Here is a 26,497-nt window from a genome sequence, read left to right as displayed (position 1 = left end):
ACCGACAGCTCAGGCGGGTCACCAAGACCAAGGGGTCGTTCACTTCCGACACGGCGCTGATGAAGCTGCTGTACCTCGTCCAGCGCGACGTCACTGCCAAGTGGAAAAAGCCCATGCACAACTGGAACCGCATCCTCTCTCAGCTGGCCATCCTCTACGATGACCGATTACGCCTGGACCTGTGAGCCGGGCGGTAGTCACGTATTCTTTGCCCAATCCCCCTTAACTTATACGGGGCTTGGCCAAAGAATACTTCCACTGCAAAAAAAACCAGGTGACACACTTTCTGAAATACTCCCACCGGCCGCCCCCTTCCCCCACGCGGGGGTACTCCCCATGGGGGAAGGGGGGCTTCTCTATTTTCTTCTCATTTTTATTCCTAATAATTACCCTGGCACAATGTATACAATACTGCCAAAATAGCAGGTTTTACCATTTCGCCTATGTGTAACACTTCCTATGTGGTTAACCATTGCACTTTTATGTAATACTGCCTTTAAAGTCTTGCACAGCCTTTTCCTCGGCGAGCGTTATTTCTCTCAATGCAGTATCAAAGTGATGGATTGTTATTTCGTGATTTGCAATAATTTGAGATAACTGCCTCTCCAGCTCCGTATATTTTTCGACGGCGTTGTTGTTTTTTAAAATATGAATAGAGTTCTTTATTTCTTGAACTGTTGTTTCGAAAATGCCAACTGCTGATTCTCTCTCTTTTAAAACATCTTCTCTTATTTCGTCAAACATTGATGAGAGTTCATCAGGAATGATAATGCTTAAATTGCGGTTAAATTCATGTTCTGCTACAGCTATCTCTGACTGCATTTCGGAGGCAATCCGGTTAGCTTTGTCTTCTTGATCTCTAATTTGCCCCTCAATATTTTTGAAATGGAATTGAGGTAAATTCATTTTTACTTCGACCGTTTCCATTGTTATTGACGGTTTGTCGAACTTCACTTCTATCTTTTTGCTGTATATTTTGGGTATATCTGTTTTAAAAGATATGACCTTTGAGTACGTTTCCGGCTTATTACCATATACACATTCACTGTACATTTTTAAGTCGCGGAAGACTGGCTTCTTGAACAAACAAGTCCTGACCATTCGTATAGCGGGAACACTAAATGAGATTTCCTCTATCTCGCTCCTAACCTCGGGGATATCAAATTTGATCGTTTCAAGTTTAGAGGTGAACTTAGGTATGTCAAATTTAAGGGAAGTGGTTTCCCATACTACGTCAAAAGTCATGTTCACTCCAGCCTCTACCGCCGATGGGTCAGGGTTGTTGTCCTGTATTTCTTCTAACTTTTGTTTTCCTCGATCAGAAAGATCTTTAACCTTTTGGTCGAATTCATTCTTTAATTCAGCAATTTTGTTTTCTAGGTTGTGGTTGTAGTCGGTCATAATGGGAGTAGTGTAGAGTTATAAGAATTAAAGTAATTCGTTTTTAGGCATTGTGCCTAGTCGTTGTAATTGTGGTTTAAGGATTGGGGGAACTTCCCTCTTATTTGAGTAGGCCGTAACCTTAATTGATTTTGTTTAAGTATTAAATCAGAATGCAATTTTGGTCTAACGGTTTAGATTTGTACGCTGTTCCGGCTGAACCAGACAGGGTTATAAATGGAAATTGGCCCATTTGCTTCAAATATATAGTATATGAAAATGCAATAGTTAAAAGTAAAATTTGTCTGGATGTTATGGATGAGTATATGGCCTATTATTAGCATTCGCTTGGACCAATAGCTGTGCAGCCGGTAATGTAAAGGGTGTTAAAATTTATAATTGTAATATTCAATATTGATTCGTGAACCATCAATACCTAGCTGTAGGTATTTTATCGGTGTTCAAACTTTGACGTCATCCTATTCTACACCACCCCCACCCCCCGTCCCCAACCCACCAGTTCCACTGGGCTCTTCACCCCAGCCTTCCGCAGCAAATTCTTCCGGTGGGTACAAACGGTATGGTAGCTGATAAAGAGTTGGCGGGCGATGGCCTGGCTGTCGAGACCTTGGGCAACGAGCTTAAGAATTTCGATTTCGCGTCGGGTGAGCTCGGTTGCGGCGGGGGTGCAGGTGACGGAGAGGGTCTTGCAGATCAGGTTGCCGGTGGGGGTGGGGTAGTGGATCTGCAGCTGACAGTGTTGTGGGACCTTCAGGGCGGTAATGTCGGATACGAGGGTGAAGTCGGCCAGGGGGCGGCCGCGGTGGTCGAGGTTGGGGAAGGAGAGGTGGTGACTGAGGTGAATGAAGTCACCGGCGCGGGTCTTCATGCGGCAGGTGAAGACGAAACTCAGGTCGCCGCGTACGGCGGGGTCGTGGCGCAGCAGTTCGCGGTTGATCTCGGAGTAGATACGGTGCACGCAGTCGCGGTCGTCGGGGTGGACCTGCCGGAAGGCCTCCAGCGGTCCGCTGAACTGCCAGGAATCGCGGTCGTAACCGAGCAATCGGTAGATGCCCGGACTCACGTAGCGGAAGCGGTTGGTCTGGTAATCAACCGAGTAGCAGTATATGCTGCTCTGGGACAGCAGGTGTTCGAAGGCGGGGTCCGGACTGATCGGGGGCAGCGGTGCCGCGGAGGGGGATGACCCACCCGTGGTCCGCACCTTGCCGGCGGACGAATCGGTTAACGGGTACATAAGGGTATGAGTCGTCGGTGTTGTATGTCTATTCCAAGGGGCCGATCGGAGTAACCCTGTCGGCCAAAATATTTGCGCTTCATGTGAAGCCATGCCCAGCTGGAAAAGGCGTGATGGGTGGGCACGCCGAAATGCTCCAACTGCATTTCTAAAATACAGGAATTATGGGGGATACATAGGAAAGATGGGAATATTTTTTGCTGGGCTTTGGGAAGACCGTACTCTCAAAGGTCCTGTCAACACTTTGAGGTGCTATGATTGCTGCCTGTACCAAGTCAATTATACCCACCGTGCGCCCCGTGGCTTTAAGGAGAGGGCGGACAAGATCGGTGGTTTACTTTGGGTCTCCTCGGATTTGGATAATGACTCGGCCCGCAGGGCCTCGACCTGCCGGCGTCACCGAGCCACGTTCCGCTACGGAAATCTCCCCGGCCCTGGAAGGGACGCCCCTCCACTAGCGCGGTCAATTCCGAAGGAACTGAGGAATGGGCCGCGCGGTCATAAAGCGTGGCCACAACGACACAGCTACATCGGGCCTGGAGGCCCTCAACCCGTAACCCGCCCCCCGGGAGCGTAGCAAGCAGAGAAGTGCGGCAGCGCCAATTGTAAATGGCATATAAAAATTTGCCAATTTCCAATTCAAGCGGCCCTGGAAGGGACGCCCCTACACTAGCGAGGTCAATTCCGAGGGAACCGAGGAATGGGCCTCGCGGGCAATAAGCGGCGCCACAAAGTCACGACTACATCGGGCCTGGAGGCCCTCCACCCGTAGCCCCGCCCCAACGAGCGGCAGCGAGCAGAGGAGTGCGGCAGCACAATTGTAAATTGGAATTTGTATATCCACAAATTATCCATCCCCCCGGCCCTGAAAGGGACGGCTCCCGACGAGCGCGGTCAATTCCGAGGGAACCGAGGAATGGGCTGCGCGAGCATTAGGCGAATAGCTCAATTCCGAGGAGAAACCGAGGTTTGAGCCTCGTGCCCTTCACTTTCAATATTCGGATCCTCCGCCAGCGGCCGGTCTACAAAGTACATTTTCAGTTGCTCCCCGTTCTTGGCCTCGACCCGGCCGCGGTAGGTACAGGCGAAGTGTTCGCGCACGAGTTCGTAGGTGAATACGGAGATGTTGATGCGACCGGGCTCCGAGCAGGTTTCCATGCGGCTGGCGATGTTCACGGTTGGCCCCCAGATGTCGTACTGGAACTTCTTAGTGCCTACTACGCCCGCCACCACCGGACCGGTACTGAGGCCGACCCGCATTTCAAAGGGGATAATGCCTTCTGGCTGTTCCATTTTGACGCGCTTGACGAATTCGACCATCTCGAACGCGGCGTGGATGGCATTGACTGGGTTGTTTTCGTCGACCACCGGAAGCCCACCCACGCACATATAGGAATCACCGATGGTCTTGATCTTTTCCATCTGGTAGCGGCTGGTGATTTCGTCAAAGGCCCGAAAGAAATAGTCGAGGCTTTTGACGAGTTCCGTGGGCGGATAATGTTCGGCAAACTCCGTGAACCGCTTGAAATCCGTGAACAGCACGGTCGCCCGTTCGTACCGCTTGGCTTTCACGTAGCCGTTCTGCTTGAGCTCTTCGGCGGTATCGCTGGGTAGGATGTTGAGCAAAATGCGCTCGGAGCGGTTGCGTTCCTCCTGAATGAGGCGGTTGCTCTTCTTGGCAAACCAGTACTGATAGAAAACCCCCGCCACGGTCAGGGTCAGGAAGATAGCCACGGCGTACAGCAGATTGCGCAGGGTGAGCGCGCGCTGGATCTGCACCTCTTTCAGCGCGTTGTCCTTGTTGAGCATCGCGATCTGGTTCTCCTTTTTTTCGATGTCGTACTTGAACTGCAGGCCCTGGATGCGATTGTCCTTCTCGATGGTGTAGAGGGTATCCCGGATGGAGTTGAGCAAGCTTTGGTACCGGAAGGCCTCCCGGTAATTCGCCTGCCTGGCATAGGCCTCCGTCAGGCCCTCGAAGGCATCCCGAATGCGAATGAGGGAGCCTACTTCGCGGGCCAGCACAAGCGCCTGCTTGAAAGTCCCCACCGCCTGGTCATATTGCTGGCTGAGCAACTGGGTTTGGCCGATGCCCACCAGCGCGGTTGCCATTTCAAGCCGGGCATCCCGCGCGTCGGCGACCGCAAAAGCCCGGCGGTGGTACTCCAGGGCTTTTCGGTAATCGCCCCTCGCGGCGTAGGTCTTGCCGAGATTGTACAGCGCATAGGGTGCGTTTCCTCCCGACTGCTCGTAGGCCGCGAGGGCCTTTTCGAAGTACAAGATCGCTCGCTGGAATTCCCCCTTGTCCAGGTAAATTTCGCCCAGGTTGACCGCCGAAGTGCCAATGGCCTCTGGGTCGCCCACCTGTTCGCTAATGGTCAGGGACCGTGAGTAATAATCCAGCGCCCGGTCGTGGGTACTGGTATCGTTGAAATATACCGCTCCGATGTTGTTCAGGGCGGTGGCGATGCGGAGCGAATCGTTGATCTGTTCGGATACCTGCAGCGAACGCAGGTAGTATTCCAGCGCTTTGGGATCGTCGCCCTGGTTGAAGTAGACCGCCCCGATGTTGCTGGTCAGGTTGCTGATGCCCAACCGGTCGTTTATAGACTCGAAGATCTCGAGCGACCGCTGCCAGTTCTCCAGCACCTGGAAATAATCGCCCGTGATATAGTATGCCAGACCGATATTCTTCAGCGCGTAGGCCAGACTGGTTTCGTCGTCGATTTCGCGGGCCAGCAGACGCGCCCGCTCGGCGTACGAAATGGCGGCACTGGGGTCGGAGCGAAAGGTCTGGGTGCTCAGTTCCAGTAATATCCGCAACCGCAGGGTGTCACTGTTAGCCGATTTAAGGATCGCACGCAGACTATCGACCGCAGGATCCGCCGCCCGCGTAACTGGCGATGGTCCCAGTATCAGGATGAAGAATAAGAATAAGTATTTCAGTCCTGATGCCATTACAGCAGTAATTTTTAATGATTGATTTCTGCTTCCGGCATTTATCTATTCCTTGATTACGACTACCGTCTGGAAGACGTCTTTATACTGTAATCGCAACAGGAACATTCCGGGCTGTTCGTCCCTCAGGTCGATGGTGATCGTGCGCTCATCAATTGCTATGAACCGGTCGCTCCAGACCTCCCGACCCAGTACGTCGAGCAGGGTCAGGCGGGCGTCGCCCGTTTCGGGTAAACGTAGGTCGACCCGAAGTTCACTGCCGGCCGGATTGGGATAGGCCTGCAGGTCGGCGGTGGGCCGTGGTGCATCAATTTGGTAAGCAGCAGAGAGCTGGTAGGGCTGACTGTTGCTTGTCGGGCAAGGGTTGGCTTGGGAACCCATGCGCGACTTGTCCAGGCAGTTGAAGGTTTCCAGTTCCCACCTGATGCGGTCGTTATTCGTGAAGAGATCGAAGGTGTGGTAGGTATTGGCCGCGAACAACTCCGGCAGGGTAGTGGCGGATTCCCGTGCGGCGGCGGCCGGGGTCAACCGGTTCTTAGCCCCCGCGGGCACGTAGTAGGCGTACGGGGTACGGTTGGTGTAGCTGAGCGTCAACCGCATGGTATAGCGCACCCCGTTGATCACCACCGGGGTGGCCAAATTCTCCTTGCACTCGATCTGTACCCTGATCTTGCTCTCGCAGCCGCCGGCCGGATTAACGTACAGCAGGCCCCCCGACACGTTCGCCGTGTACGGACTGCCCGCAGCCAACCGGGCATCGATCGGGTACACACCGGGCACGACCGGACTGGGTAGATTCACCGAGTAAACGATTTGCGGAGGGGTCGTTTCTCCGCAACGGAGACCGGTGACCGTAGCGGGGAAGGAGGTCGGGATCGGATCGCCTACTGTGATCACCTGGTCTTGCACCGCGATATTCAGGGGAGTAGGTCGTACGGTCAGGACCCCGGGATGATAGGTCACGGTATAGTTGTCCGTCAAAGGCGGATTCACAAACTGAATGTCGGTAGCCGTGGTACATCCATCGGCCGGCGTCGTAGTGAATCCACCCGGGAAAACTCCGGAGGCATCCTCGCCGGGAACGAAACCAGCGTAACGGAAGGTGGGGGAGAGCGGATCACCGTAGGTGATGGTCGCATCCGCAATCGTAACGTCTAGCGGTTTCCGGTTTACCGTTAACTGTCCGTCCACAAAGACCAGTTGGTAATTCTGGGGGAAGGGCGTCGTGCCGGCCGAAAGGGTGTTCGGGCCGGCTACCGGGCAGGGATAGCTACAACTGGTGGTATAGGTCAAACCATTGGGAAAGACCGTACCGGCATCGTCCTCCAGGTCAAAGCCCGTGATCGCAGCTGAACCCGTGGGTGCCTCGCCGTAGGTGATGGTCTCGTCGTCGACGGTGACCACCAGCGTTGCCGGACTGATTTCCAGTGGCGCGGGTTCGTAGCTGATGACGAGCTGGTCGTTGATCAGGGCACCCGGTACGATGTACTGGGTACCGACGGTGAGGCCCGTCAGCAGGGTTACCGGCGCGAATTTCAGGGTATCGGTAGCGCCCAAAGCCCCGTCGGCAGAGTCGAGAATCACCAGACTGCCCTCAAAGGCGTTCAGGATGCGCTCCACCCGCCCCTCGGCTTCGGCGTTCACCAGGGGGATGCCGTTGGTCAGGGTCACGCCATTCACCAAGGGGATGCCGTTGACGAGGGGGATACCGTTGACCAGCGGAATGCCATTGACGAGGGGGATACCGTTAACCAGCGGGATGCCATTGACCAACGGAATACCAAAGAGTTTTGCCTGCCCATTGACCAACGGGATGCCGTTAACCAGGGTAGTGCCGGGTACGAGATCGGAGTTTTCCCCCTCTTCGATCGCGGGCACGCTGAAGACGTCCACTCCGATACGGAACAACTTGGCCGTAGAGCTGCCGTTGACCAGCGGGATACCTAAGGCAGCCGCGGTGGGGGCGCCGCCCACGGTATTATCACTGACGTAAAAGGTGCGGTTCAGCAAGGAGATGCCGTTGTCTATCCCATCGTCGCTGCCGTCGAGGTAGGGCTGACCGTTCACCAACGGAATGCCGTTAACGAGAGGTATGCCGTTTACCAGTGGGATGCCGTTGACGATTGCTACTCCGTCGGTCCTTCCCAGTGCCGCTTCGTGCTGCAGTTGAATGACGGAGACAATGGCCGGATCCACCTCTTCCCCAAAGATGTACTCGTATTCGATGGGGGGGATAGGGCCACCGTAGGTCATGGTCGCCGGTTTCGGCTTGATGGTCAGGGGCAGGGGGTCGACGGTCAGGATGCCAGGGACCGCCTGTAACCGGTACAATTCGTTGATGGCAGGATCCAGGGCGGCTGGGTCCCAGACCGGGGTGATTGCGTAACCGACATCGACGATCAGACTGCTGGGGGTGGCCGCCGTCTGTAAGCTGATCGCGGACTCGATCAGGGACAAAACCGCCGGGTCGATCGGTCCGGCGGTACCTTCGATCCGGAAAGTCAATTCCGGCAATGGGGCCCCGTATTTCTTGCGCTGGTTCTCGGCGATGATTCGCACGTCGGTGACGGGAATGTCGTCAAAGGTCAGCGTGTCGGATGCTCCGCCGTCGGCACCGTTGGTGATGGGCACGTTGGGTGGATTGACCACGTAGATCGGCGGATTGCCCACAAAAGCCGGCACCACTACCTCGGCGCGCGTGCGATCCGGGCTGATGGAGGTTATCTCCAGAATCTGGTCCCGAAAGTATACGAGGGTACCTGGATCAAAGAAAGCTCCCTCCAGGATAAGATCGAAGGCGGTGCCGCCGGGCTGCTGTCCCTCCGGCAGATTCTGGACGTTGAGGGCCGTCAGTCGGGGCCGGGGATTGGAGAATGCATCGATCGCGCCAAAGGCGGAAATAAAGCCGTACCCCCCCGCAAGGTCGTACGCGCCGCCGTGCGAGGCGGTTTGCCGCAGCAAATCGCCGGCCCAGCGACCGGAGGGTTGTCCGGCAATATCGATACCGAATTTCTGGCGGGCTTCGAGCAGCAAAGCGGCCGCGGCGGCAGCGTGGGGAGCGGCGGCCGAGCTACCGAAAAAGTTGGGGATACCGTCGCCCTCCACATCCAGCGAACCGAAGTTTACGCTGGTGTTGACGCCGTTGGGAGCGGTAAAGTCCGGTTTTTGGCGCAGCGTGGATTCGCCCGCAATTGGCGTGCCGCCGGTCGAGGAGAAGCGTTCTACCGTCCCCGCATTATTGTAGCGTGCGGCCCCCACGGTCAGGGCATCGCTGGCGTTTGCGTGTCCTACGATCGTCGAGTTTCCCGGGTTTGGCGTGGTGCTGATGTATTCGGCATCGAAAACGCCCTTATCGCCGGCGAGGAAAACGACGTACTTGAATTTTACCGGCCCGCTGCCGCTGCCCGGACCCCGCTCGATCCGGATGTTGGTACTGGTCGGATTCACCACCTCGAAGGGCAGAACCTCCAGCGGATCGCCCCCTAAGTTGTTACGGTTGAAGCCGTAAAGAACGGAGCCGTCGTCCTCGGCAAGGTAAATGTCCAGGTCCTCCAGGGTGCCCTGGGCCGTTTCACCTATAGAATAGAAATTATCCTCCCACTGCAATACCAGCAGGTAGAAGCCTTTGTCCAGGTTCACCTTTTGCAGGAGGTCACCGCCACCGAAGTCGTGTTGGCTGCGGCCAGCGGCGAGGGTGCCTTCGTAGGAACGGGAGGCAAAATTGCCGGAAGAGGTCACATAGGTAACATCCTCTTCCAGGGTCGCCGATTGTATTGCTTGCGTCACCATACCATCCTTCAGAAAAGGTTCGGTGATGTAGGTCAGGTCATCCACGATCACGTCGCAGTCGTAGTTCTCCGCCAGGTCCGTAATGCCCGCGGCAAAATTTCCGGCACTGATGAAACCGGTGCGGAAGAAGAGTTTGGCTTGGGGTGCTACGTCGTGCACGATCTGCAGCATCGCCCGTCCTTCGTCGGAACCCGCTACTCTCAGCGGCGCTCCGTTAACGATCACCGGCACCTCCGTTACCGCGTGCTCCCCGCCGGGCAGGTCACCGTTGCCGATATCGGCGTTCAGCCCGGCCAGATTCGTATTGTAGCTGTCGGAGATCACCCCTATCTTCAATCCGGCCCCGTCCAGTCCGAAACCATCCCGCGCCGAAAATGAGCCCTGGGCGGTGTCACCCTGACTGGTGATTAATCCGGTATTGAAAATGGCGGGAAAGGCGGGGCGAACGTAGTTAATAATATCGTCCCGGGTGTTCAGCGAGGTCAGCGCGCTGATGGGGAAGTACACCGTTATAAGCAGCTGATTCGCACCGTTGTCGATGAAGGCGGTGGTGGGGATGCCGTACGTATTGTTCAGTAAATCCACGACCTGCTGCCGTCGGCCGTCGACGACGATGATGTCGATCAGCACCTCATCCGACTGAATGCGGTAGATGCGCTGCGAAGGCGGGTTGTCCGGGTCGAAATTGGCCGCCAGGGAGGTCAACTCGGAGCCGATGAGCTCCTCCACCTTGGTGGTGGGCCGGTACCCGGGCAGGATGTCGCAGTTGCCGCTGATGCACCGGCAGAACTCGATTACGCCGGCACAGTCCTCCGCACCAGGCACGTTGCTGGTATTGCCACTGGCGCAGTAGAGGATCCCCGTGGCTGCCCACTGCCCGAAGTTGTTGATATTTCCGTTCTGCGCGGTGATGGTGCCCTGGCCCGATAGGCTACCGTTGTTGTTGAAGTTACCGTCGATCAGTTCCAGACAGGAACGGTTCAGGACGGTCGTGCCGTTGTTATTAAAGTTGCCATCCTTGACGATGAAGGCGTTGGTCGCATTCAGGGTGCCCGAGTTGTTCAGTACCCCCGGGCCGATTTCCAGCCGGCCGGTATTGATGGTGACGACGCCACCCGCTTGCACGTTCAGGTTGGACGACAGCCGCAGGGCCGCGCCGTTCTGGATGGTGATCGAACCCGAACTCGTCACGTCAATGGCCTGGTTCTGGGTGTAGTTGATCGTGTGCCCGATGACCAGCACCTGCCGGGTCAGTTGCCGCGTCGGAACGGGATTGGAATTACAGCCCCCACCACTGCAGCTCCAGGCCGCAGGACTGAGCCAGTCGTCGCTCGCCCCGGTCGTGGTGTAAGTACGCACGTTCTGGGCCGCTACGGAGCTGCTCAACAGAAAGAGGCAGGCTACGAGAATCGGTAACGAAGGAAAAACTGCGCGACGGCAGGTAAAGGGGGGAAAGGGGAATAGGGGAACAGGGCCAGCTGTTCCTGGGCGGAAGTGAATGTTCATGTGCTCGTGTCTTGCGGTCAGCGACCAAAACCCTGTTGTGGAAGTTAGGCAGAATTCCCCTCGCTAGCAAACGATGGCCCCATTCTATTTGCCGAACCGTCGTTTACGAGGTATCCCACCCGAAAAACAAGCCATTTTAACTGACTCCCAGAGAGTTATATTCGAGAGCCGCGCACTGCCGTCAGGGGCGCCGGCGCGCGGGTGCCGGAAACGGACGGAGCGCCATCATCACCGGCAGCGGCAGGAATACGGGCCAGGTAAGAGCTCACCGCCCCAATCCCGATCACGAGCAGCAGTCGACAGGGATACGGATCATCTCCGGGCTGAGCGCTTCCCGGCGCGATCACGAGCGGCAGTGGGTAGAGGGGCATGGCCCCCGGGCCAGGATCGAGCGCCAAGATATTCCCAACGGGCCAATGGCGATCGGCAGCTCACATTGAAAATTGTACTTGGTAAATACCCCGCCCCCCGGCATGGCCGCCCACGGGCTGAGCGACTCCCGGCGCGATCACGAGCGGAAGCGAGCAGAGGGGTATGGCCCCCGGACCAGCATCGAGGAACGCAATTCTCCCAACGGGCAAAGAGCGACCGGTAGCCCAAATTGTAAATGACTATATAGTACATCGTAAATGATACCCAGCCCTGAAAAGGACGGCCCAACAAACAAGGTCAATTCCAAGGGGGCACCGAGAAATGACCCTCGCGGGAAGGTCGAGCCAAAATCGGGCCTGGAGGCCCTCCACCCGGCATGACCGCTAACGGGCTGAGCGACTCCCGGCGCGATCACGAGCGGCAGCGAGCAGAGGGACACGTCCCCAAAGCCCAATATTGAGCCACACAGCTAACCCCAACGGGCAAGGAGCGACCGGCATCCCAAATTGTACATGACTTACTAGTACATCGTAAATGATACCCAGCCCTGAAATGGACGGCCCGACAAACAAGGTCAATTCCAGGGGGCACCGAGGAACGACCCTCGCGGAAAGGTCGAGGCAAAATCGGGCCTGGAGGCCCTCCACCCGGCATGGCCGCTAACGGGCTGAGCGACTCCCGGCGCGATCACGAGCGGCAGCGAGCAGAGGCGAACGGCCCCTAAGCCCAGCATCGAGCACCAGGATTGTACCAGCAGGCAAAGGGCCGGCCGGCAGCCTAAATTGAAAATTGTAGTTGGTAAATTGGAAATGGTAAACTTCTCACTCCAGCCGAAGCAGCTCAGTCTCCACCGCCTCCACCCCGCGAATCTGATGGTACGTCTGCACCATCTCCCTTAGTTTTTCCGGGTGCTCGGCGGCCAGGTTGCGTTGTTGGCCGATGTCTTCGGACAGGTCGTAAAGCTGGTACTCCGGGGCGTTGCCGAGCTCGATGTTGACCTGGGATTGTACGGCCGGACCGGGATAAGGTGGGATCATCAGCCAAGATCCGCTGCGCAGGGCCGTGCGTGAAGTGGCTTCCAGCACCAGGTGGTCGCGACCTTGATTGCCCTGACCGCTGTCAGTGCCCAAAAAGGTGGACAGTAGGTTTTGTCCATCAATAGTATCGGATACAGCGCCCGCTCCCACCAGCGCCGCCAGAGAAGGGAGGAGGTCGAGCTGACTCACCAGGGCATCCGATACGCCAGGCGCAATCCGGCCTTCCCAGTAGGTGATGAAGGGCACACGGGTGCCGGCCTCGTACAGACTGTACTTGCCCCCGCGCAATGGACCGGCGGGCTGGTGGTCGCCGACCAGTTCCACGGCCTGGTCGTAATAGCCGTCGTTGAGTACCGGACCGTTGTCGGAACTCAGTACGATAAGAGTGTTTTCGAGCAACCCCTCCTCGCGCAGGGTACCGATGAATGCACCAATGGCCCAGTCAGCTTCCACGATGACATCACCCCGGGGGCCCATGCCGGACTTACCTACGAAGCGCGGGTGGGGCGTGCGCGGCACGTGCGGCTGTTGCAGGGCGTAGTAGAGGAAAAAGGGTTCCTCGCGGTGCGCGCGCACGTACGCCTGGGCCCGTTCCAGGAAGTGGTCGGCCATGTCAATGTCGCTCCACCGGGCCGCCTGCCCGCCCTTCATGAAGCCGATGCGGGGGATGCCATTGACGATGCTGTTGTTGTGGCCGTGGTGCCACTTCATGGTGGTGAGTTCGGGATTGTCCTTGCCGGTGGGCTCGCCGGGAAAATTGTTTTCGTAGTCGACCTCGATCGGATCCGCGGGGTCGAGCCCTACCACTTGGCCGTTTTCGAGATAGACGGTCGGTACGCGGTCCTGGGTGGCGGCCATAATGTAGCTGTAGTCGAAACCGACTTCGTTTGGGCCGGGGCTGACCAGTGTGTTCCAGTTCACATTGCCGGTGCCCAATCCCAGGTGCCACTTGCCCACCACGCCGGTGTGGTAACCGTTTCGTTGCAGCATACGCGGCACGGTCAGCCGGTTGGTATCGATGATGAGCGGCGCGGTGCCGGGCAGTATGCGGGCTTCGCGGTTGCGCCAGGGGTAGACGCCCGTCAGTAGGGCGTAGCGACTGGGCGTGCAGGTGGCGGAAGCCGCGTAGCCGTTCGTAAACCGCCGGCCGCCCGCCGCCAGGGCATCCATGTGCGGGGTGGCTAGCGCGGTGGCACCGTAGGCCCCCACGTCGCCGTAGCCCAGGTCGTCGAGGTAGATGAACACGATGTTGGGTTGCGCGGACCGCGTCATGGTTCCTGACCCTTCCGTATCGGGGGCGGGATCACAAGCGGTAAGTACCAGAGCGCAAAGAAGGATGACGGAGAATTTCATCAACGTAAGTTAGGAAGCCGCGCAAAACCAGCCGTCCCTTTTGGATGGCGATCACGGGACTGCGTGTCGCAGGCTATTTTTGAACCCTAAATTTTCCTCGCTTGCGCTTTCTCCCCCTGCTGGGCTTGCTGTTGCCGCTATGGTGGTCGTGTTCCCCCGGCGGGGTCGTGGAGGACGAAAAATTGACCCTCCCCGAGTTGCTGGTCGCGGAACGCTTTGCGGAAGCGCGCGATTCACTGGCGGCGTATGGGGCGCGGCCGCGGGTGCCGGAAGACGGTCCCCAAAGCGCGCAGTACGATTATTACCGGGCCCGTCTTACCTACCAGTCGGGCAACTTTCCGGAAGCACTGGAGCAGGCCAGGTTGGCACTGCCCCGCTTGCTACGTCACCGGGGGCGTATCGATCCCAACGTCCTGATCCAGTGCCTCCACCTCTTGGCGGAACTGCACTTCGACCACATTGTCTACGAAGACTCCGTGGGCATCTACCAGCGCTGGGCCGCGGACCTGATTGACGCGGGCACCCCAGCGCCGGTCCGGGCTGAAAACCAGCTTTGCCTTGCCCTGGATCAACTCGCTAACTACACCTTCACTACCCAGGTAGCGGCAGCGCGTCTGGGTAAGGGACTGCTCACGGAGCTCCCCCGACCGCATCCGGACAAGTACGCGCGCCTCCTGGTGGCCGAAGCCCTCGGACTGAAAAAGTACGCCGACGAACAGCCTGATCCCACCCGGCGGCAACTGCTGGAGGAAGCCGCCACCCTGCTCGACGAGGCGGTCGTACTGTACCGCAAGACCCAATCCGTACGCTGGCGGGAAGCCCAGCGGGAGAAGGTGATCATCGTGAGTCGGTTCGGTGACCGAAACCGGTTCGAACGGGAACTGGCCCCCTTGCGGTACCATGACACCCCGCGCCCGGTCACGGATACGGCACCCGCGTCCGCGCCGCCCTTTGGCTACCCCGACCGCCTGCGCGGCTACTTTCACCACCAGGCTACGGGTGACGTGGACAGCGTGCTTTTCTACTACCGCCGCTTCCTGCCCCGGGCCCCGGCTTTCGACTTCCACCTGCGGGATGAAACTTACTGGACGCTCATCCAGTACGGGCTACGCGCCGGCGACTTGAAACTGGCCGGACGCAGTGCCCGCGACCAGTTGGTGCTGTATGGCTGTTGTTCCCCCGACGAAGCGCAGCGTACCGTTGCGGACCTGCTGCCTACGCTCTCCTCCGAGTATTATTGCAAATACCCCCTGGCCGACCTCGGCCGCGTCAGACTGGCGGAATACCGCGCCGGAAGGTCTGTGGAAACCCTGGAAGAGGCACGCCTGATCTTCGACCATATCCTGGGCGAGTGGGAGACCATTTTCACTACCGGTGAGGAGGAAAGCGCCGTCAGCCAGCTCAACAACATCACCAGTCGCATCGTCACCAACGCCAACGAGGTAGCCTGGCTGTGGTACCGCGAACGGCCTGGCACCCGCAACGCCGACCGACTCCTCCAGGCGGTGGAGCGGACCAAGACCTTTCTGCTCCTCAAGGACCGAATCGAAGCAACCGACGCGGCCACCGGCCGGGTGAGGCTCGATTCCCTGCGCCGTTGGCAGAGCGAGATCAACCTGCTGAAGGAACAGGAAATGCGGGACGGACTGAGCCGCGCCGACCGCCAGCGCCTGCTCCAGCTGAGCGTACGGCATCGCGAAGCCAATGCGGACGCTCGACGACAGCGCCTCGGAATCTACCGGGAAAGCGCTGCGGCACTGCCCACGGTCAGCGATCTGCGGCGGCAACTGGGGCGTGATGGCGCGGCGGTGGTCTACGCGGAAGGCAACGGGCGACTGCTGGCCCAGTACGTCGACGCCGATACGGTGGTGGCGTACGCCAGTCCGCCCCTGGATACCCTGTCCCGGTCGGTGAAAACACTGTTGGGGATGCTGGAAACGGCCCGTCCGACGGTGGGTCCGCAAGCCTACGCGGCGGCCGCGCGTTTGCTGTTCGATCAGGTGCTGGGCCCCGTAAGCGGCAGATTGTCCGGTCGCAAACGCCTGCTGATCGTTCCCGCGGGCCCCCTGCGGCGGTTGCCTTTCGCGGCCCTGCCCACGCGGGAGGATACGGTTGCCGACCGGTGGGAGGAACTGTCCTATCTGCTGTCCGGTCTCGACATTTACTACGCCCCCAGCCTGCGGGTGGAGGACCTGAACCGCGAACGGCGGCGGGAGGAGTGGCGGAATGCCACCCTGGGCGTGTGGGTACATCCGGAACTGACGGCCTATTTCGGGTCCGGCGCGACCCATCGGGTGGAGAATGCTCCGGCCGGCAGTGCGGTTTTCGCGGGGCCGGAGTGCCGTGTGGCGACTTTCCGGCGGCGAAGCGGGGATTTCGCGGTGCTCAACCTGGCCTTGCACGCCGCCGGCGACCCCTACAACGCCCACCGCAACTACCTGTACTTCGCGCCCGGAGACAGCCTGAACGGGGCGGCGATCGCCCAACTGGATTGCCGGGCACGCCTGGTGTTGCTGACGGCGTGCGAAACCGGACTGGGCGATGGCATTGTGGCGGAAGGCACCTTCAGCATCGCCCGCAGTTTTCAGCAGCTGGGCGTGCCGGATGTGGTGTACTCCCTGTGGCGCATTCCGGCCGCGGCCTCGGCGAAACTGGAAGAGCGGTTTTTCCTGCACCTGTACGGCGGAGCGAGCGCGGCGGCGGCACTTGCGCGGGCCCAGCGGGAGCTGGCGGGTGGCGAGGCTGGGGCGATATATGCTTTTCCGGGTAGCTGGGCGGGGCTGGTAAAGGGCTGATTCAGTGGGCTGGGGTGGCGTCGCGGGTATAATTTATACCTGCTGTTCGGTGGCCACTCGATAAACCATTTACATCCAGGTTACATGCCTACGCGGCTACCCGTTATCCTTTCTCACTGCGCACGAAAAAGGCCACGATCGCCGTGGTGAGCAAGCCCATGATCAGGCTGCCGATGAAGGATTGCAGGATGTAGCTGCCCAAGCTGAAATACGCTTCGGCCTCGGCCTGGGTATAGTAACCTTCTGCGACCGAGTAGCGGATCACGTTGGGAAAGTAATCGGGAGTGATGAGCGTGTGGGTGATGAGCTGGGCGAGCGGACTCAGCAGGGCTATAATGAGTGTGATGATGGCCCCCGATACGAAGCCCTGCCGGTAGGTCATGCTACCGCCGTAGTCTTTCTCCCGCTTTTCGCGCAGGGCCAACACGTAGATGATCACTGCGGGGATGGCTACCAGGTTGGTATAGGTAGGGTGGTAGGCCAGGTAGGCATCGTGCAGGCCCGCCAGGCGTTCTAGCAGCAGCCAGCCCAGCATCATCAGAGTGAAGATGAAGGCCCACTTAATTTCGGTGCGGTATCGTTTCATAAGGCGTGTGTACGTGAGTGGTGTGTTGGGGAAGGTAGGGGCTATATCCGCAATTTCACTAAGCCCTGGACTCGGTTTCCATGAGTGGGGGAATGTGTAGCTTGGTATCGCCGAACCTTAAATCGATTGCAGAAATGGCATAAATTACTGACCCATGCCAATCAATCTGATCGCTATAGTACTAGCCTGCGCGATAGTGACGGCTGAATTGCGGGCCCAGTCCGTACCGCTGGTCTACGCCGTCGAGCACACCGGCGAGGACTGTCCCGCACCTCCGCTGCCAGAACTGCAACACCTGCCCGCTGTAAGCACCCTCCCGGATCCATTCGCGGCTTCCGACGGCAGCGGTCGTGACACGACTTTGGCAGGATGGAGATGCCGACGGGTCGAAATTCTGGCCGAGATCCAGCACTATGAGGTGGGGCAAAAACCGCCGCGGCCGGATACCTTGACGGCGCGGTTCGACGGCGATAGCCTGTACGTAACCCTCACCGAGAACGGACAAACCCTGACGCTCTCGTCCGCTGTCATTTTACCGGCCGGTAAGGGCCCCTTCCCGGCGGTCATCGGCATCGGTCGCGGCACGGGCAGCCTGCCCCCGGAACTCTTCAGTAAGCGGGGGGTAGCGCAGATCGCCTTCGACTTCAAACAGATAATGTCGCATACGCAGACGCGGGGTGAGGAGCCAATCAATGCGCTTTATCCCGGGCAAACCGAGATGGGTGCCTACGCGGCCTGGCCCTGGGGCGTCAGCCGCTTGATCGATGGACTGGAACTGACGCAGGAAACGTTGCCGATCGACCTTCGGCACCTGGGGGTTACGGGGTGCTCCTTTGCGGGCAAGATGGCGCTCTTCGCCGGGGCCTTCGACGAACGCATCGCCCTCACCATCGCCCAGGAACCCGGCGGCGGGGGCGGGGCCGCATGGCGCGTTTCGGAAACCTTGGGTGAGGTGGAGACGCTGGGCCGGACCAGCCACGCCTGGTTCAAGGAGAGCATGTTCCAGTTTGCCGACGCGGTGGATCGCCTTCCCTTCGACCACCACGAACTGATGGCCCTCATCTCACCGCGGGCTTTTCTGTTTCTGGGGAATACGGATTACGAATGGCTCGCCGATGAGTCGGGCTACGTCTCCGCCCGCGCCGCCCACGAGGTATGGAAGACCCTGGGGGTGCCCGATCGCTTCGGCTTCTCCATCAACGGCGGGCACGGTCACTGTCAACTGCCCGAAGAGCAGCGCCCCGAAGTGGAGGCCTTTATCGAGAAATTCCTGCTAGGCGATACTGCGGTGGATACCGACGTCGCAATCCATCCCTTTCAGGAAGTGGATTATGCGCGCTGGATGGAGTGGTGACTGCTCCGGCTGGTACTGGTCCGACCGCTAAGTGGTCCGACGAGTTAGCGGTCGGACCACTTAGTCGTCCAACCACTTAATCGTCGGACCAGTTTTCTACGGACCAGCAATCTGGTCTTCCGTTGATCAGGCCATGCGCTTACTGCACAATCATTTTCCGGCTGGAACTGAAGCCTTCCGTACGAACGCGGTACAGGTATACCCCATGCGGCAGGTCGGCTACGGATAGTTGAACCTGGTGAATGCCGGCGGCGTACTGCGTTTTCGGTAACGCCCGGACCAGCCGGCCATTCAGGTCAAGCAGTTCGATGGTTACCTGTTCGGTGGCCGGAATCCGGAAACTTATGGTCGTTTCCATGCGGGCCGGATTGGGTACGTTGTCGTAGAGTGCGTAACCTGCCGGTACCGCGTCGTAGGTGGAGGTCGTCGCGGATAGGAAGGGGTAAGGCGTATCGATGGAACCAACGATCAGGTCGGGGCCGAAGGAACGTTCCTCACCGGTAGCGGCGTACTCCACGTCGTTGTCGGAATTGACAATCCGGAACTCGATCGGGGCATCGAAATCGTCCGAATTGCCGTGCACCAGCATAAAGGTGCGGTAGGCATCAAGCTCGGCAACGTATTCCAGGGAACCGATACCCCGGCAATTGCCGCCGATGAAGGCCACCACGTCCAGGGGGTCGTAGGAGTCTTCGTCAAGTGCTTCGCGAGAGAAGGTGCCGATCACGGCCATATTGTGTTCAAAATCGCTGGTAATTACCTCGTAGCCGGAACGTTTCGGCGCGGGATAGGTGATCTTGCCGGTATTTCCGGCGAACAATTTGTAGCCGGTGCCGGGTACGAACTGCCGCAGGTTGCCGAGCCAGCCCGTTGCCGATTGATCGAATACCGTAAAGGACTGCCGGCCCTTGAGCACGTCGCCAGTAGTGGCATTCAATCCGGCCAGCACGTCGTTTACGGCGCGTTGTTCCAGTTGGGGATAGCCGATCCAGTTCCAATTGCGGATCACGTCCACGTCGATGGGTACGGGGCTCGGCAGACCGACCACTTTCAGGGTGTCGGGGTGGCTAGAGAGATGCAGCAGGTAGCCTTCGCCCAGGGCCAGGGTCTTGAGGTTGCCACTCCAGGTCTTGCTGGCGTCGTGGACCGACATCAGATCCCTGCTCTTGATCAGTACGTTGTTGTTCGTCTGATCGCCTACGATGCTGGACAGGAGGTGTTCCCGCGACATGTCGTCGGTCTGGACGTTGAGCGAAACCCAGTTCCAGCCTACTTGCAGGGGGATGACCTGGAAAATGCCTTCCGGGTGGAGGATGAAGGGGGCGGTCGGATTGCCGATGGTGGCGTCGGCACGGAAGATGACTTCTTCCAGTGCCCCGTATTCCACACCGTTCAGGGCGTGCCAGAAGCGGAAGTTGATCCGCTCACCGTTGTTGCCACCCGGGGTGTGGCTGTACACGGTCAGGAAGGCGCGGTAAAGGTCTACCGTAGGGAGGTATTCAATGTGGGTTACCCCACGAATTTCGCCGTCGACGAAAGCGCCGATCAGATCCCGCTCATCGTCGGAGAGCAGGGTGTCAGAGCCATCAAGGCTGAAGTTGGTCACCACCGTCATGGAGTACTCGTAGTCGGCCGGGTTAAACGGCCAGTTTACCGGGGTGGCCAGTAATTCCACCGTGATCGGGGTACTTACAACCTCACCATCGATCAGGGCATCGATGGTACCGGTGTAGATCCCCGGTGTGAGCTCAGTGTCCACCGCAAAGGGTATGGTGGCGTCGTCGTTGGGCAGAATCGTTCCGTTGTCCTGCAACGGCGTCAGCCAAACCGGATAGGAAACCAGTCCGGAGCTGTCCTGCAGGTCCAGGGTAAACGGCTTGCTCAGTTCGGAGTCGTTCTTCAGTACCCCGTTGACGATGTGTACCTCACCCGCCAGGCCGCTGTAGTAGATCGGACTGGGGTCCCAGAGGACGGGCACTGCGTTGACCTTGAACGACCAGACGGTTGGGTATTTCTGTACGTTGCCGCTGGGGTCACGGAGTTTATCCATGCGCGCGGTCAGTTCCACGCCGGCCAGCTCGGGCCGGTCGGTGAGCGGGGTGCCGGGCACCAGGATTACGGTTTGGCCGCTGCACTGGGTACTGACGGGGATTTCCTCGCCCGTGTCGTTGCGCGTCAGGGAATACACCGGTTGGTAATCTGCGAAGGGGAAATTGCAGTTGACGGTCTTGTCGAAAGTGACGGAGATCGCCTGTCCGGGTCGCAGGAACCCGTCGCTCGGCGTAGGATAGCCGAAGGGGGCGAGACTGCGCCGGTCAATGATCCCGCGCTTTTCCGAGGAGTACGTTACGCCTTCCAACCCGCAGGAGGCCTTAGCACGGAGGGTGTATGCCCCGTCGGGGAAATTGGTGAGGTCGAGATTGAAGCTGTAGTTGGCGCTGGCCAGATCGGCCTTCGCTACGGTGTATATCTCCCGGTAACCCTGCCCCTCCGGCTTGATCTCGATGGCGAGCTCCTGCAGGGTCTTGTTATTGCGGTCGTACCCGGAGAAGGTAGTAGACAGGAAGTTGGCTGAATTGCGGTTGATGATCCACCCGTCGAATGGTTCGCGGAGAGTAACGTTCGTACACTCGGTAGCGAAGTTCAGTTGCTGAATGTAGGCCGTATCCGCGTTGACGAGACTGCCGTTGTCCTGCCACAATTCATACTCGCAAGGCGGATATACCATGATGCCAATGTCCTCGTAGCTGCTGGCCAGCGGGCCGCGCTGTACGGTGAGCATCACGTCTAGTGATTCCCCGGCGGGAATGAAGAAGCTGGCGGGTCCGTTATTGATGCGTTGCCCGCCCAGTGAGATGATGGCCCCGTCCGGATTGCTGGTGGAAACGGCACGGACATGGTACTCGCGGGTTTCCATACTCTCACTACTGTTCGTTACCCGGCATACGAAGCTGGCGGTACCATCGGCGGGCACGCCGGTGATTTCCGGCGGAAAGATTTGTATTTCAGGGCGATCCCGGGCTTGGGTATTTGGCTCCTGGGGGCAGGATGAAGTGCCGGCCTTGATTCGGAAGGCGGGTACATCGTAACTCTCGTCGGTGAGGATGTCCACGCTGAAGTAATCGCCGATGTCGCCGTCACCCAGGACGTAGCCTACCGTGCGGGTGGTATCGTTGCTGCTCCCTTCCTCTACGCTGGTGGAGTACCGGATGCTTCCCACGCCCCCGGTCTCGGTTTCAAACCAGGCTCCCAGGCCTTTGATTTGCGCCTTGACTCCGATGGCGAAGTCGGTATTCATGAAGGTGTTGTATTCGTAGGAATTGGAAGCGGCGTTCGTTTCCGTTTTTTCCCGGGATACGTTTGCTCCGGCGCTGAAGGAGATGTTCTCCACGAATTTGCCTTCGGTCCGGGCCGTATCGTTCTCGGCCAGGATATTTTCCCAGCTCAGACTGTCGGCCCGCAGCAGGTTGGCCTCGCGCCTCTCTTCATCGGTCATGTCGGCCGGGGCGCGGTCGCGGATGATGTCGCGGCGGAGTTGCCCCAGGGTGGGGATCAGGACGTTCTTGATGTGCAGCTCCGTGTAGACGAAGGTGGTGGCAAAATCCTGGATGTTGATCGCGGGCACGTTGGTAATCTTGCCTTCGCAGCCCTCGAAAGTTAGTTCCTGACCAATCGAAAATTCCTGGTTGAAGGCCGCGCCGATGTACACGTCGCCGTCACCACCGGTCAGGTTATCGAGGTCGGAGGTAGAGAAGCGATCGAGGAAGGTCACCGAGGATTCGGTTCCCGTACGGTTGAAGTTGTCGCGGCCGCCCCGGATGTCGAGTTGGATCTGCACGCCGGCGGCGATCTCCAGACTGAAGACGTTGGCCGCCGTACCGATTACGGTGTTGGTGTAGAACCCGGCTTCGCCGCCCGTCAGGACTTCCGTCCGGTTGAAACTCGTGAACGAGGTTCCCTCCTCCACGTAGCTGTAACTGTTGTCGCCCGGGGGGTCGTGCAGGATCAGCATCGGGATCTCAGGACTGCGGGAGATAAAGCTGGGCGTATTGGTCTTAACCCCTTCGACGAAGGCCCAGTACTCTACCGGTACGGGTTGCAGTTGGTCGACTTCGGGGATGATGTAGAGCAGTTTTTCATAACTGTGCTCGGCGGCGGAGGCCAGGTTGGGCTGGCCGGCCACGATGGTGTACGTAACGATACCATTCTGGATGGGCAGGATGATCGGCTTTTCGCCGCGGTCGGAGATAAAGTCGTAAATCTTCAGCACCCCGGTATCGATCGGGCAGTCGCTCCCGAGGGTCTCGGCTACGTCGATCTGCAGCGTGTAACTCAGGCCCTGTTCCATGACAATGACGTCCTCGTTTCCGCAATTCACTACGTTCGCTCCGGCCTCGGCGAAATCGGTGGAGATGTCGAGCGGTGAGCGGTAGATGAAGGCCACCTCGGGGTCCACGCTGCGGCGCACCGTGTCGCTGGTGCCGGCGAAAATCGTATCGGCGGGCGTGACCTCAATTTCCACCCCGTTGGGTGCCGTGGTGGTCTGCCTCGGCGTGATGATCGTGGAATCGTAAACGGTGATAACCTGGGCGGTATCCCGTACGGTCAGGTCGATGCCGACCCGCTCTACGCCAATTTGATCCAGAATGTCGAATTTATTCGTGATGCCCGGGATGTCTACCACCTTGACCTGGTAGTTGCGGGCGGGCAAATCGGTGATCGTGCCTACACCAGATTCATCCAGCCAGATGGTATCATAGTAGCAGTTGTTTGGCGCGGTGAGTTCGACTATGACCACCGGCCCCAGGGAAATGCCACACCCGCCCTGCACGATGATGCGCAGCGAATCGGTGGTGGTATCGGTGAAGTTCACATCCAGGACATCGTCGTCCACGTTCAGTTGGGCGGGATTAATTGCCGGGTCTGTGGAGATGAAGGTGTGGTGCAGGAACTCGGGCGTGAAGGAGTAGATGCCTTTGTCCTGGACCACGTGCGCCCAGTTGCCACTACCATCAGTGCGGATGCCTACGTCCTCGTTGTCGACCAGAATGTTGACGCCTTCAACGCCACAGGTTGCGTTGTTAGATGAGGTGGGGTAATGCACGCGTCCCAGGATCGTGAAGACTGTCAGGTCATTGAAGTCGACCCCCGGGGCAATGTTGCCCGTCACGTCGAGCGTCCGCGTGGAACTCGTGGGCGCAAAGACGTGGGGAGAGGATCCGGTCTTTTCGGGCGTCACGGAAAACTTGGCCTCCTCGTGGTAGTAGATGTCTCTTACCTCGTAGTATCCGGTTTGATCCGTGGTGGCGCAGTAGGCGGCGGAGGGCAGACAACCGCCCGGCAGGTTCGCCCCGCTGGCGGTGAGGGTGCCGACGAGGTTGATTTTGACCGTCACGCCAGGGACGCCGGTTCCCAGACTGGAACGCACGTAGCCCTTGATCACCCCGTTGGGGCGGCTGTGGCCCGTGTCCGACTGCTCGCCGATGGTACTCCCGATCGGCGTGATGTAATAGGTATACTGGAAGCCGGGAATGCCCTCCGTGTCGTTAAAACCTTGGGAGTTGGCACTGAGTACCGCCAGTTCCTCGCGTTCCTCGCCGGGTGCCACCCGTTCGACGCGCACTTCCTGCGCCACCCGCGCCATATTGGTCCACTTCAGTACGGTGGAGTTGTATTTCGTTCCGTCGCTGGCCTCAAAGGCCAGGCTGAAGGTCGATCCCTGCGCGGTACTGGAAGGTGCAGTGGCCGTATTCCCGAAGCGGTTGTAGTAGGTGCTTACCGTGTAGTTGTGCTTGACGTTTACGCCCAGCCCGCTGTCGGTGTAACTGCGATTGCTACCCGGAACCGTAGCGATCAAGGCCCCGTCGCGCCGGATCTGGTAAAAGTGTCGATCGTCGGGTGTATCCGTACCTTTTTCCCAGGTGATCACGATGCGATCGGCCAGGTCGCCCGAAGCCGTGACCTGACGAGGTGGGTAGAGGGGGGCCGTGGAACCGGTGACGGCTCCCTGGCCCGGGTTGTTCGTGTCGTCGCTGGCGTCGCGCGTCTCTTCGTAACAGGTACCGGATATCCACGCCAGTTGCCCACAGGACAGGGTAACGGCGTATGTACCAGTGTAAAGCGCACGAGGATACAGGTCGCGCACCACGCCAGGCCCCACGCCGTAGCGGTATGTTCCGTCCCCACGGTCACTAGGCCCAAGGGAAAACCGGAACAGGTTGTCGCCGGTAATGAATTTGCCGTTTCCTACGATAATTTCAAGATTCTCGGAACAGGGGCAGACGCCCTTGTAATCCGCCAGGTCCCCGTATCCCAGGTCGATGTAGTAATCGCTGCTGGCGGTGGAGGCGGTGAAAGTGGTGGACCCCTTGATTCGACCCCCGTTGGGCGGGTGGGTCGTGATCGTGGGGAACATCAGTTCGTTGAGGGAGGTGAAGGCTTCCACGACGTTGTCGGTAATTATGGCAACCGTGGAAGGTGAGGTAGCGGCGAACAGGCATAGCAGCGCCAGGGAGCACAGGGTGCTCTTCAGGAAATTACTCATGTGAAGGGAAATCGTTAAGTCAGGTAAGTGTTATCACGATAATATACTTCCCATTCACCGGCAATTGCAAATATTATTTTATAATAAGACCATATCTACCGCAATAATTTCAAAAATGTGCCGTTTTTACACATTTTTGTTATTGGGTGCGGTGCATTATATGGGGTGGTAGCAGGCTTTAGGCGCGGGGCTGGGACACTCGCCCCGGCGAGGGATTTCGCATGGTGGTTTCCCTGCCTGCCCCCCTCATTGACGCGTTGATCGCCCATTTGTATCGGTACTGGGTGCCGAATTTTGTCAAGACAGCCTTCGGGGTGGATCGCGAAATGCCCGTCAAATTCATAATTGTAAAGCACACCGTCCAACGGTCTACCCGTTGGACGGGCGTCATTCACCCCCCCGTTTCCGGTCATTCCCTTCTCTACCGGACAGTCCACCCGCCAAAGGACCATGCTTTGGTGACGGAAATTGAACCCGCGCGTGCCGCCCTTCCGTGGATACTTTTATACTTGGTTAGGCCAGGTTTACCCCCCGACAGTGGTCCGCGAAAGTGAACACGACTGGACCGCCGGTACGCCTGTAGGTAAAATTTTGGCCGAAAAGTGTAACACGGGCCCGGGCCGGGGCATATTTCCGTAGCACGCCGCACCACCCGCCTTATGGAAAAGTACCGCCATCTGCACCGGTGGATGATCCTGCCCCTGCTGATCATGCAACTGGGAATTTTCGAGGATTACTGGGGAGACTTCTCGGATAACGCCTGGTCGGTCCACGTACACTACTGGACCGGGACGGTCTGGTACCTCTACCTCATCGTGCAACCCTACTACGCTACCCACGGCCAGTTGGCCCGTCACCGCACGAACGGCATCATCGGCATGTTCCTGGCGGGCGGCGTTTGCCTGACGGCCCTGAGCATGATGCACCGCGACGTGAATACCGCTCATCTGGCGGCGGAACTCGCCGACCGCTTCGGCCCCTTCGAGCCCTGGTTCTTCTACGGGGTGGCGGCCGTGGAAATCCCCATGATGGTAGCTTTCGGGGTAGCTGTGATCATGAGCATCGTGCAGCGCAAGCAGCTGGAGAACCACGCCTGGTGGCTCATTACCACCGTCTTCATCATCATGATGCCCGCCCTAGCCCGGGGCATACAGAACGTTTACGTGGGCTATTACCGGAGCAGTTGGCCTGACTTCGACATCATGCCGCCGATCTACCTCTCGCAGTTCCTCATCGTGCTCATGGTAGTGGCCGCGGCGCGCTATTACCGCAAGCTGAACCATCCGGCCACTTTCCTGGCTATTGCCGTCAATCTCTACGCCTGCCTGATCAAGCCGCTCGGGCAATCTGCCGCCGTGCAGGCTTTTTTCGAAGCGGCCGTAAAGGGCTAAATCGGGCGCCGGCGCGCGGGTGCCAGGGACCGGGGGGGAAGCAAGGATTCGTGGTTTTGTGCCCTTTCCAACGGTAAAAGGGTGGACTACGGGGTATCCTTTCGGCCCGGGCGGATTAAATTGGGGAGAACAACATATTTATCCACCAGGGGGCTCCGTACGGCGCTTCCTGCCTCA

Annotated in this window: 10 protein-coding genes and 1 pseudogene; 4 read left to right on the top strand and 7 right to left on the bottom strand. The window is 58.6% G+C overall.

The genetic code is table 11. The features are described from left to right. Nucleotides 1-185 (top strand): annotated as a pseudogene (locus E4021_RS18165) (IS256 family transposase); the annotation flags it as partial. A gap of 295 nt (nucleotides 186-480) precedes the next feature. Here E4021_RS18165 and E4021_RS14945 read toward each other — a convergent pair. The 5 genes from E4021_RS14945 to E4021_RS14925 all read right to left on the bottom strand — a co-directional run bounded on the left by E4021_RS14945 (nucleotide 481) and on the right by E4021_RS14925 (nucleotide 13,650). Further along, on the bottom strand, nucleotides 481-1,401 hold the full coding sequence (locus E4021_RS14945; RefSeq protein ID WP_136460181.1) for a hypothetical protein: 921 nt from the start codon (nucleotides 1,399-1,401) through the stop codon (nucleotides 481-483). A 463-nt stretch (nucleotides 1,402-1,864) separates the two neighbouring features. Further along, entirely contained in the window at nucleotides 1,865-2,635 is a 771-nt protein-coding gene (locus E4021_RS14940) for a helix-turn-helix transcriptional regulator (RefSeq protein WP_168797628.1), read from the bottom strand. Between the two features lie 945 nt (nucleotides 2,636-3,580). Next, nucleotides 3,581-5,458 carry a tetratricopeptide repeat protein gene (locus tag E4021_RS14935; protein ID WP_168797627.1) on the bottom strand — a complete coding sequence of 626 codons (1,878 nt, stop codon included), beginning with the start codon at nucleotides 5,456-5,458 and terminating at the stop codon, nucleotides 3,581-3,583. A 180-nt stretch (nucleotides 5,459-5,638) separates the two neighbouring features. Then, a complete protein-coding gene (locus tag E4021_RS14930; protein WP_168797626.1) occupies nucleotides 5,639-10,768 on the bottom strand; it encodes an MBG domain-containing protein in 5,130 nt (1,709 codons plus the stop codon). A gap of 1,313 nt (nucleotides 10,769-12,081) precedes the next feature. Further along, nucleotides 12,082-13,650, bottom strand: a complete 1,569-nt coding sequence (locus E4021_RS14925) for a sulfatase family protein (protein ID WP_136460177.1) — start codon at nucleotides 13,648-13,650, stop codon at nucleotides 12,082-12,084. 101 nt (nucleotides 13,651-13,751) lie between these two features. Here E4021_RS14925 and E4021_RS14920 point away from each other — a divergent pair, with 101 nt between their 5' ends. After that, nucleotides 13,752-16,445, top strand: coding sequence for a CHAT domain-containing protein (locus E4021_RS14920; RefSeq protein WP_136460176.1), 2,694 nt, complete (start codon nucleotides 13,752-13,754; stop codon nucleotides 16,443-16,445). A gap of 103 nt (nucleotides 16,446-16,548) precedes the next feature. On the opposite strand, the gene E4021_RS14915 is transcribed toward E4021_RS14920, so the two are convergent. Further along, nucleotides 16,549-17,031, bottom strand: a complete 483-nt coding sequence (locus E4021_RS14915; protein WP_136460175.1) for a DUF4199 domain-containing protein — start codon at nucleotides 17,029-17,031, stop codon at nucleotides 16,549-16,551. A 154-nt stretch (nucleotides 17,032-17,185) separates the two neighbouring features. Here E4021_RS14915 and E4021_RS14910 point away from each other — a divergent pair, with 154 nt between their 5' ends. Then, nucleotides 17,186-18,385 carry an alpha/beta hydrolase family protein gene (locus tag E4021_RS14910; protein ID WP_136460174.1) on the top strand — a complete coding sequence of 400 codons (1,200 nt, stop codon included), beginning with the start codon at nucleotides 17,186-17,188 and terminating at the stop codon, nucleotides 18,383-18,385. Nucleotides 18,386-18,524: 139 nt separating this feature from the next. Here E4021_RS14910 and E4021_RS14905 read toward each other — a convergent pair whose 3' ends face one another. Beyond that, nucleotides 18,525-24,929 carry a T9SS type A sorting domain-containing protein gene (locus E4021_RS14905; RefSeq protein WP_136460173.1) on the bottom strand — a complete coding sequence of 2,135 codons (6,405 nt, stop codon included), beginning with the start codon at nucleotides 24,927-24,929 and terminating at the stop codon, nucleotides 18,525-18,527. Between the two features lie 659 nt (nucleotides 24,930-25,588). On the opposite strand from E4021_RS14905, the gene E4021_RS14900 reads away from it, so the two are divergent. Next, nucleotides 25,589-26,320 carry a hypothetical protein gene (locus E4021_RS14900; RefSeq protein ID WP_136460172.1) on the top strand — a complete coding sequence of 244 codons (732 nt, stop codon included), beginning with the start codon at nucleotides 25,589-25,591 and terminating at the stop codon, nucleotides 26,318-26,320. Nucleotides 26,321-26,497 lie beyond the last annotated feature (177 nt).

This window comes from Neolewinella litorea, from assembly GCF_004803465.1.
Taxonomy (GTDB): domain Bacteria; phylum Bacteroidota; class Bacteroidia; order Chitinophagales; family Saprospiraceae; genus Neolewinella; species Neolewinella litorea.
The sequence above is the reverse complement of the archived record's forward strand: the minus strand, read 5'-3'. Positions and strand labels throughout refer to the sequence as shown.

Coding starts and splice junctions, on each gene's coding strand:
- E4021_RS14945 (WP_136460181.1), bottom strand. CDS start 1,401: ATGACCGACTACAACCACAACCTAGAAAACAAAATTGCTGAATTAAAG.
- E4021_RS14940 (WP_168797628.1), bottom strand. CDS start 2,635: ATGTACCCGTTAACCGATTCGTCCGCCGGCAAGGTGCGGACCACGGGT.
- E4021_RS14925 (WP_136460177.1), bottom strand. CDS start 13,650: ATGAAATTCTCCGTCATCCTTCTTTGCGCTCTGGTACTTACCGCTTGT.
- E4021_RS14915 (WP_136460175.1), bottom strand. CDS start 17,031: ATGAAACGATACCGCACCGAAATTAAGTGGGCCTTCATCTTCACTCTG.
- E4021_RS14910 (WP_136460174.1), top strand. CDS start 17,186: ATGCCAATCAATCTGATCGCTATAGTACTAGCCTGCGCGATAGTGACG.
- E4021_RS14905 (WP_136460173.1), bottom strand. CDS start 24,929: ATGAGTAATTTCCTGAAGAGCACCCTGTGCTCCCTGGCGCTGCTATGC.
- E4021_RS14900 (WP_136460172.1), top strand. CDS start 25,589: ATGGAAAAGTACCGCCATCTGCACCGGTGGATGATCCTGCCCCTGCTG.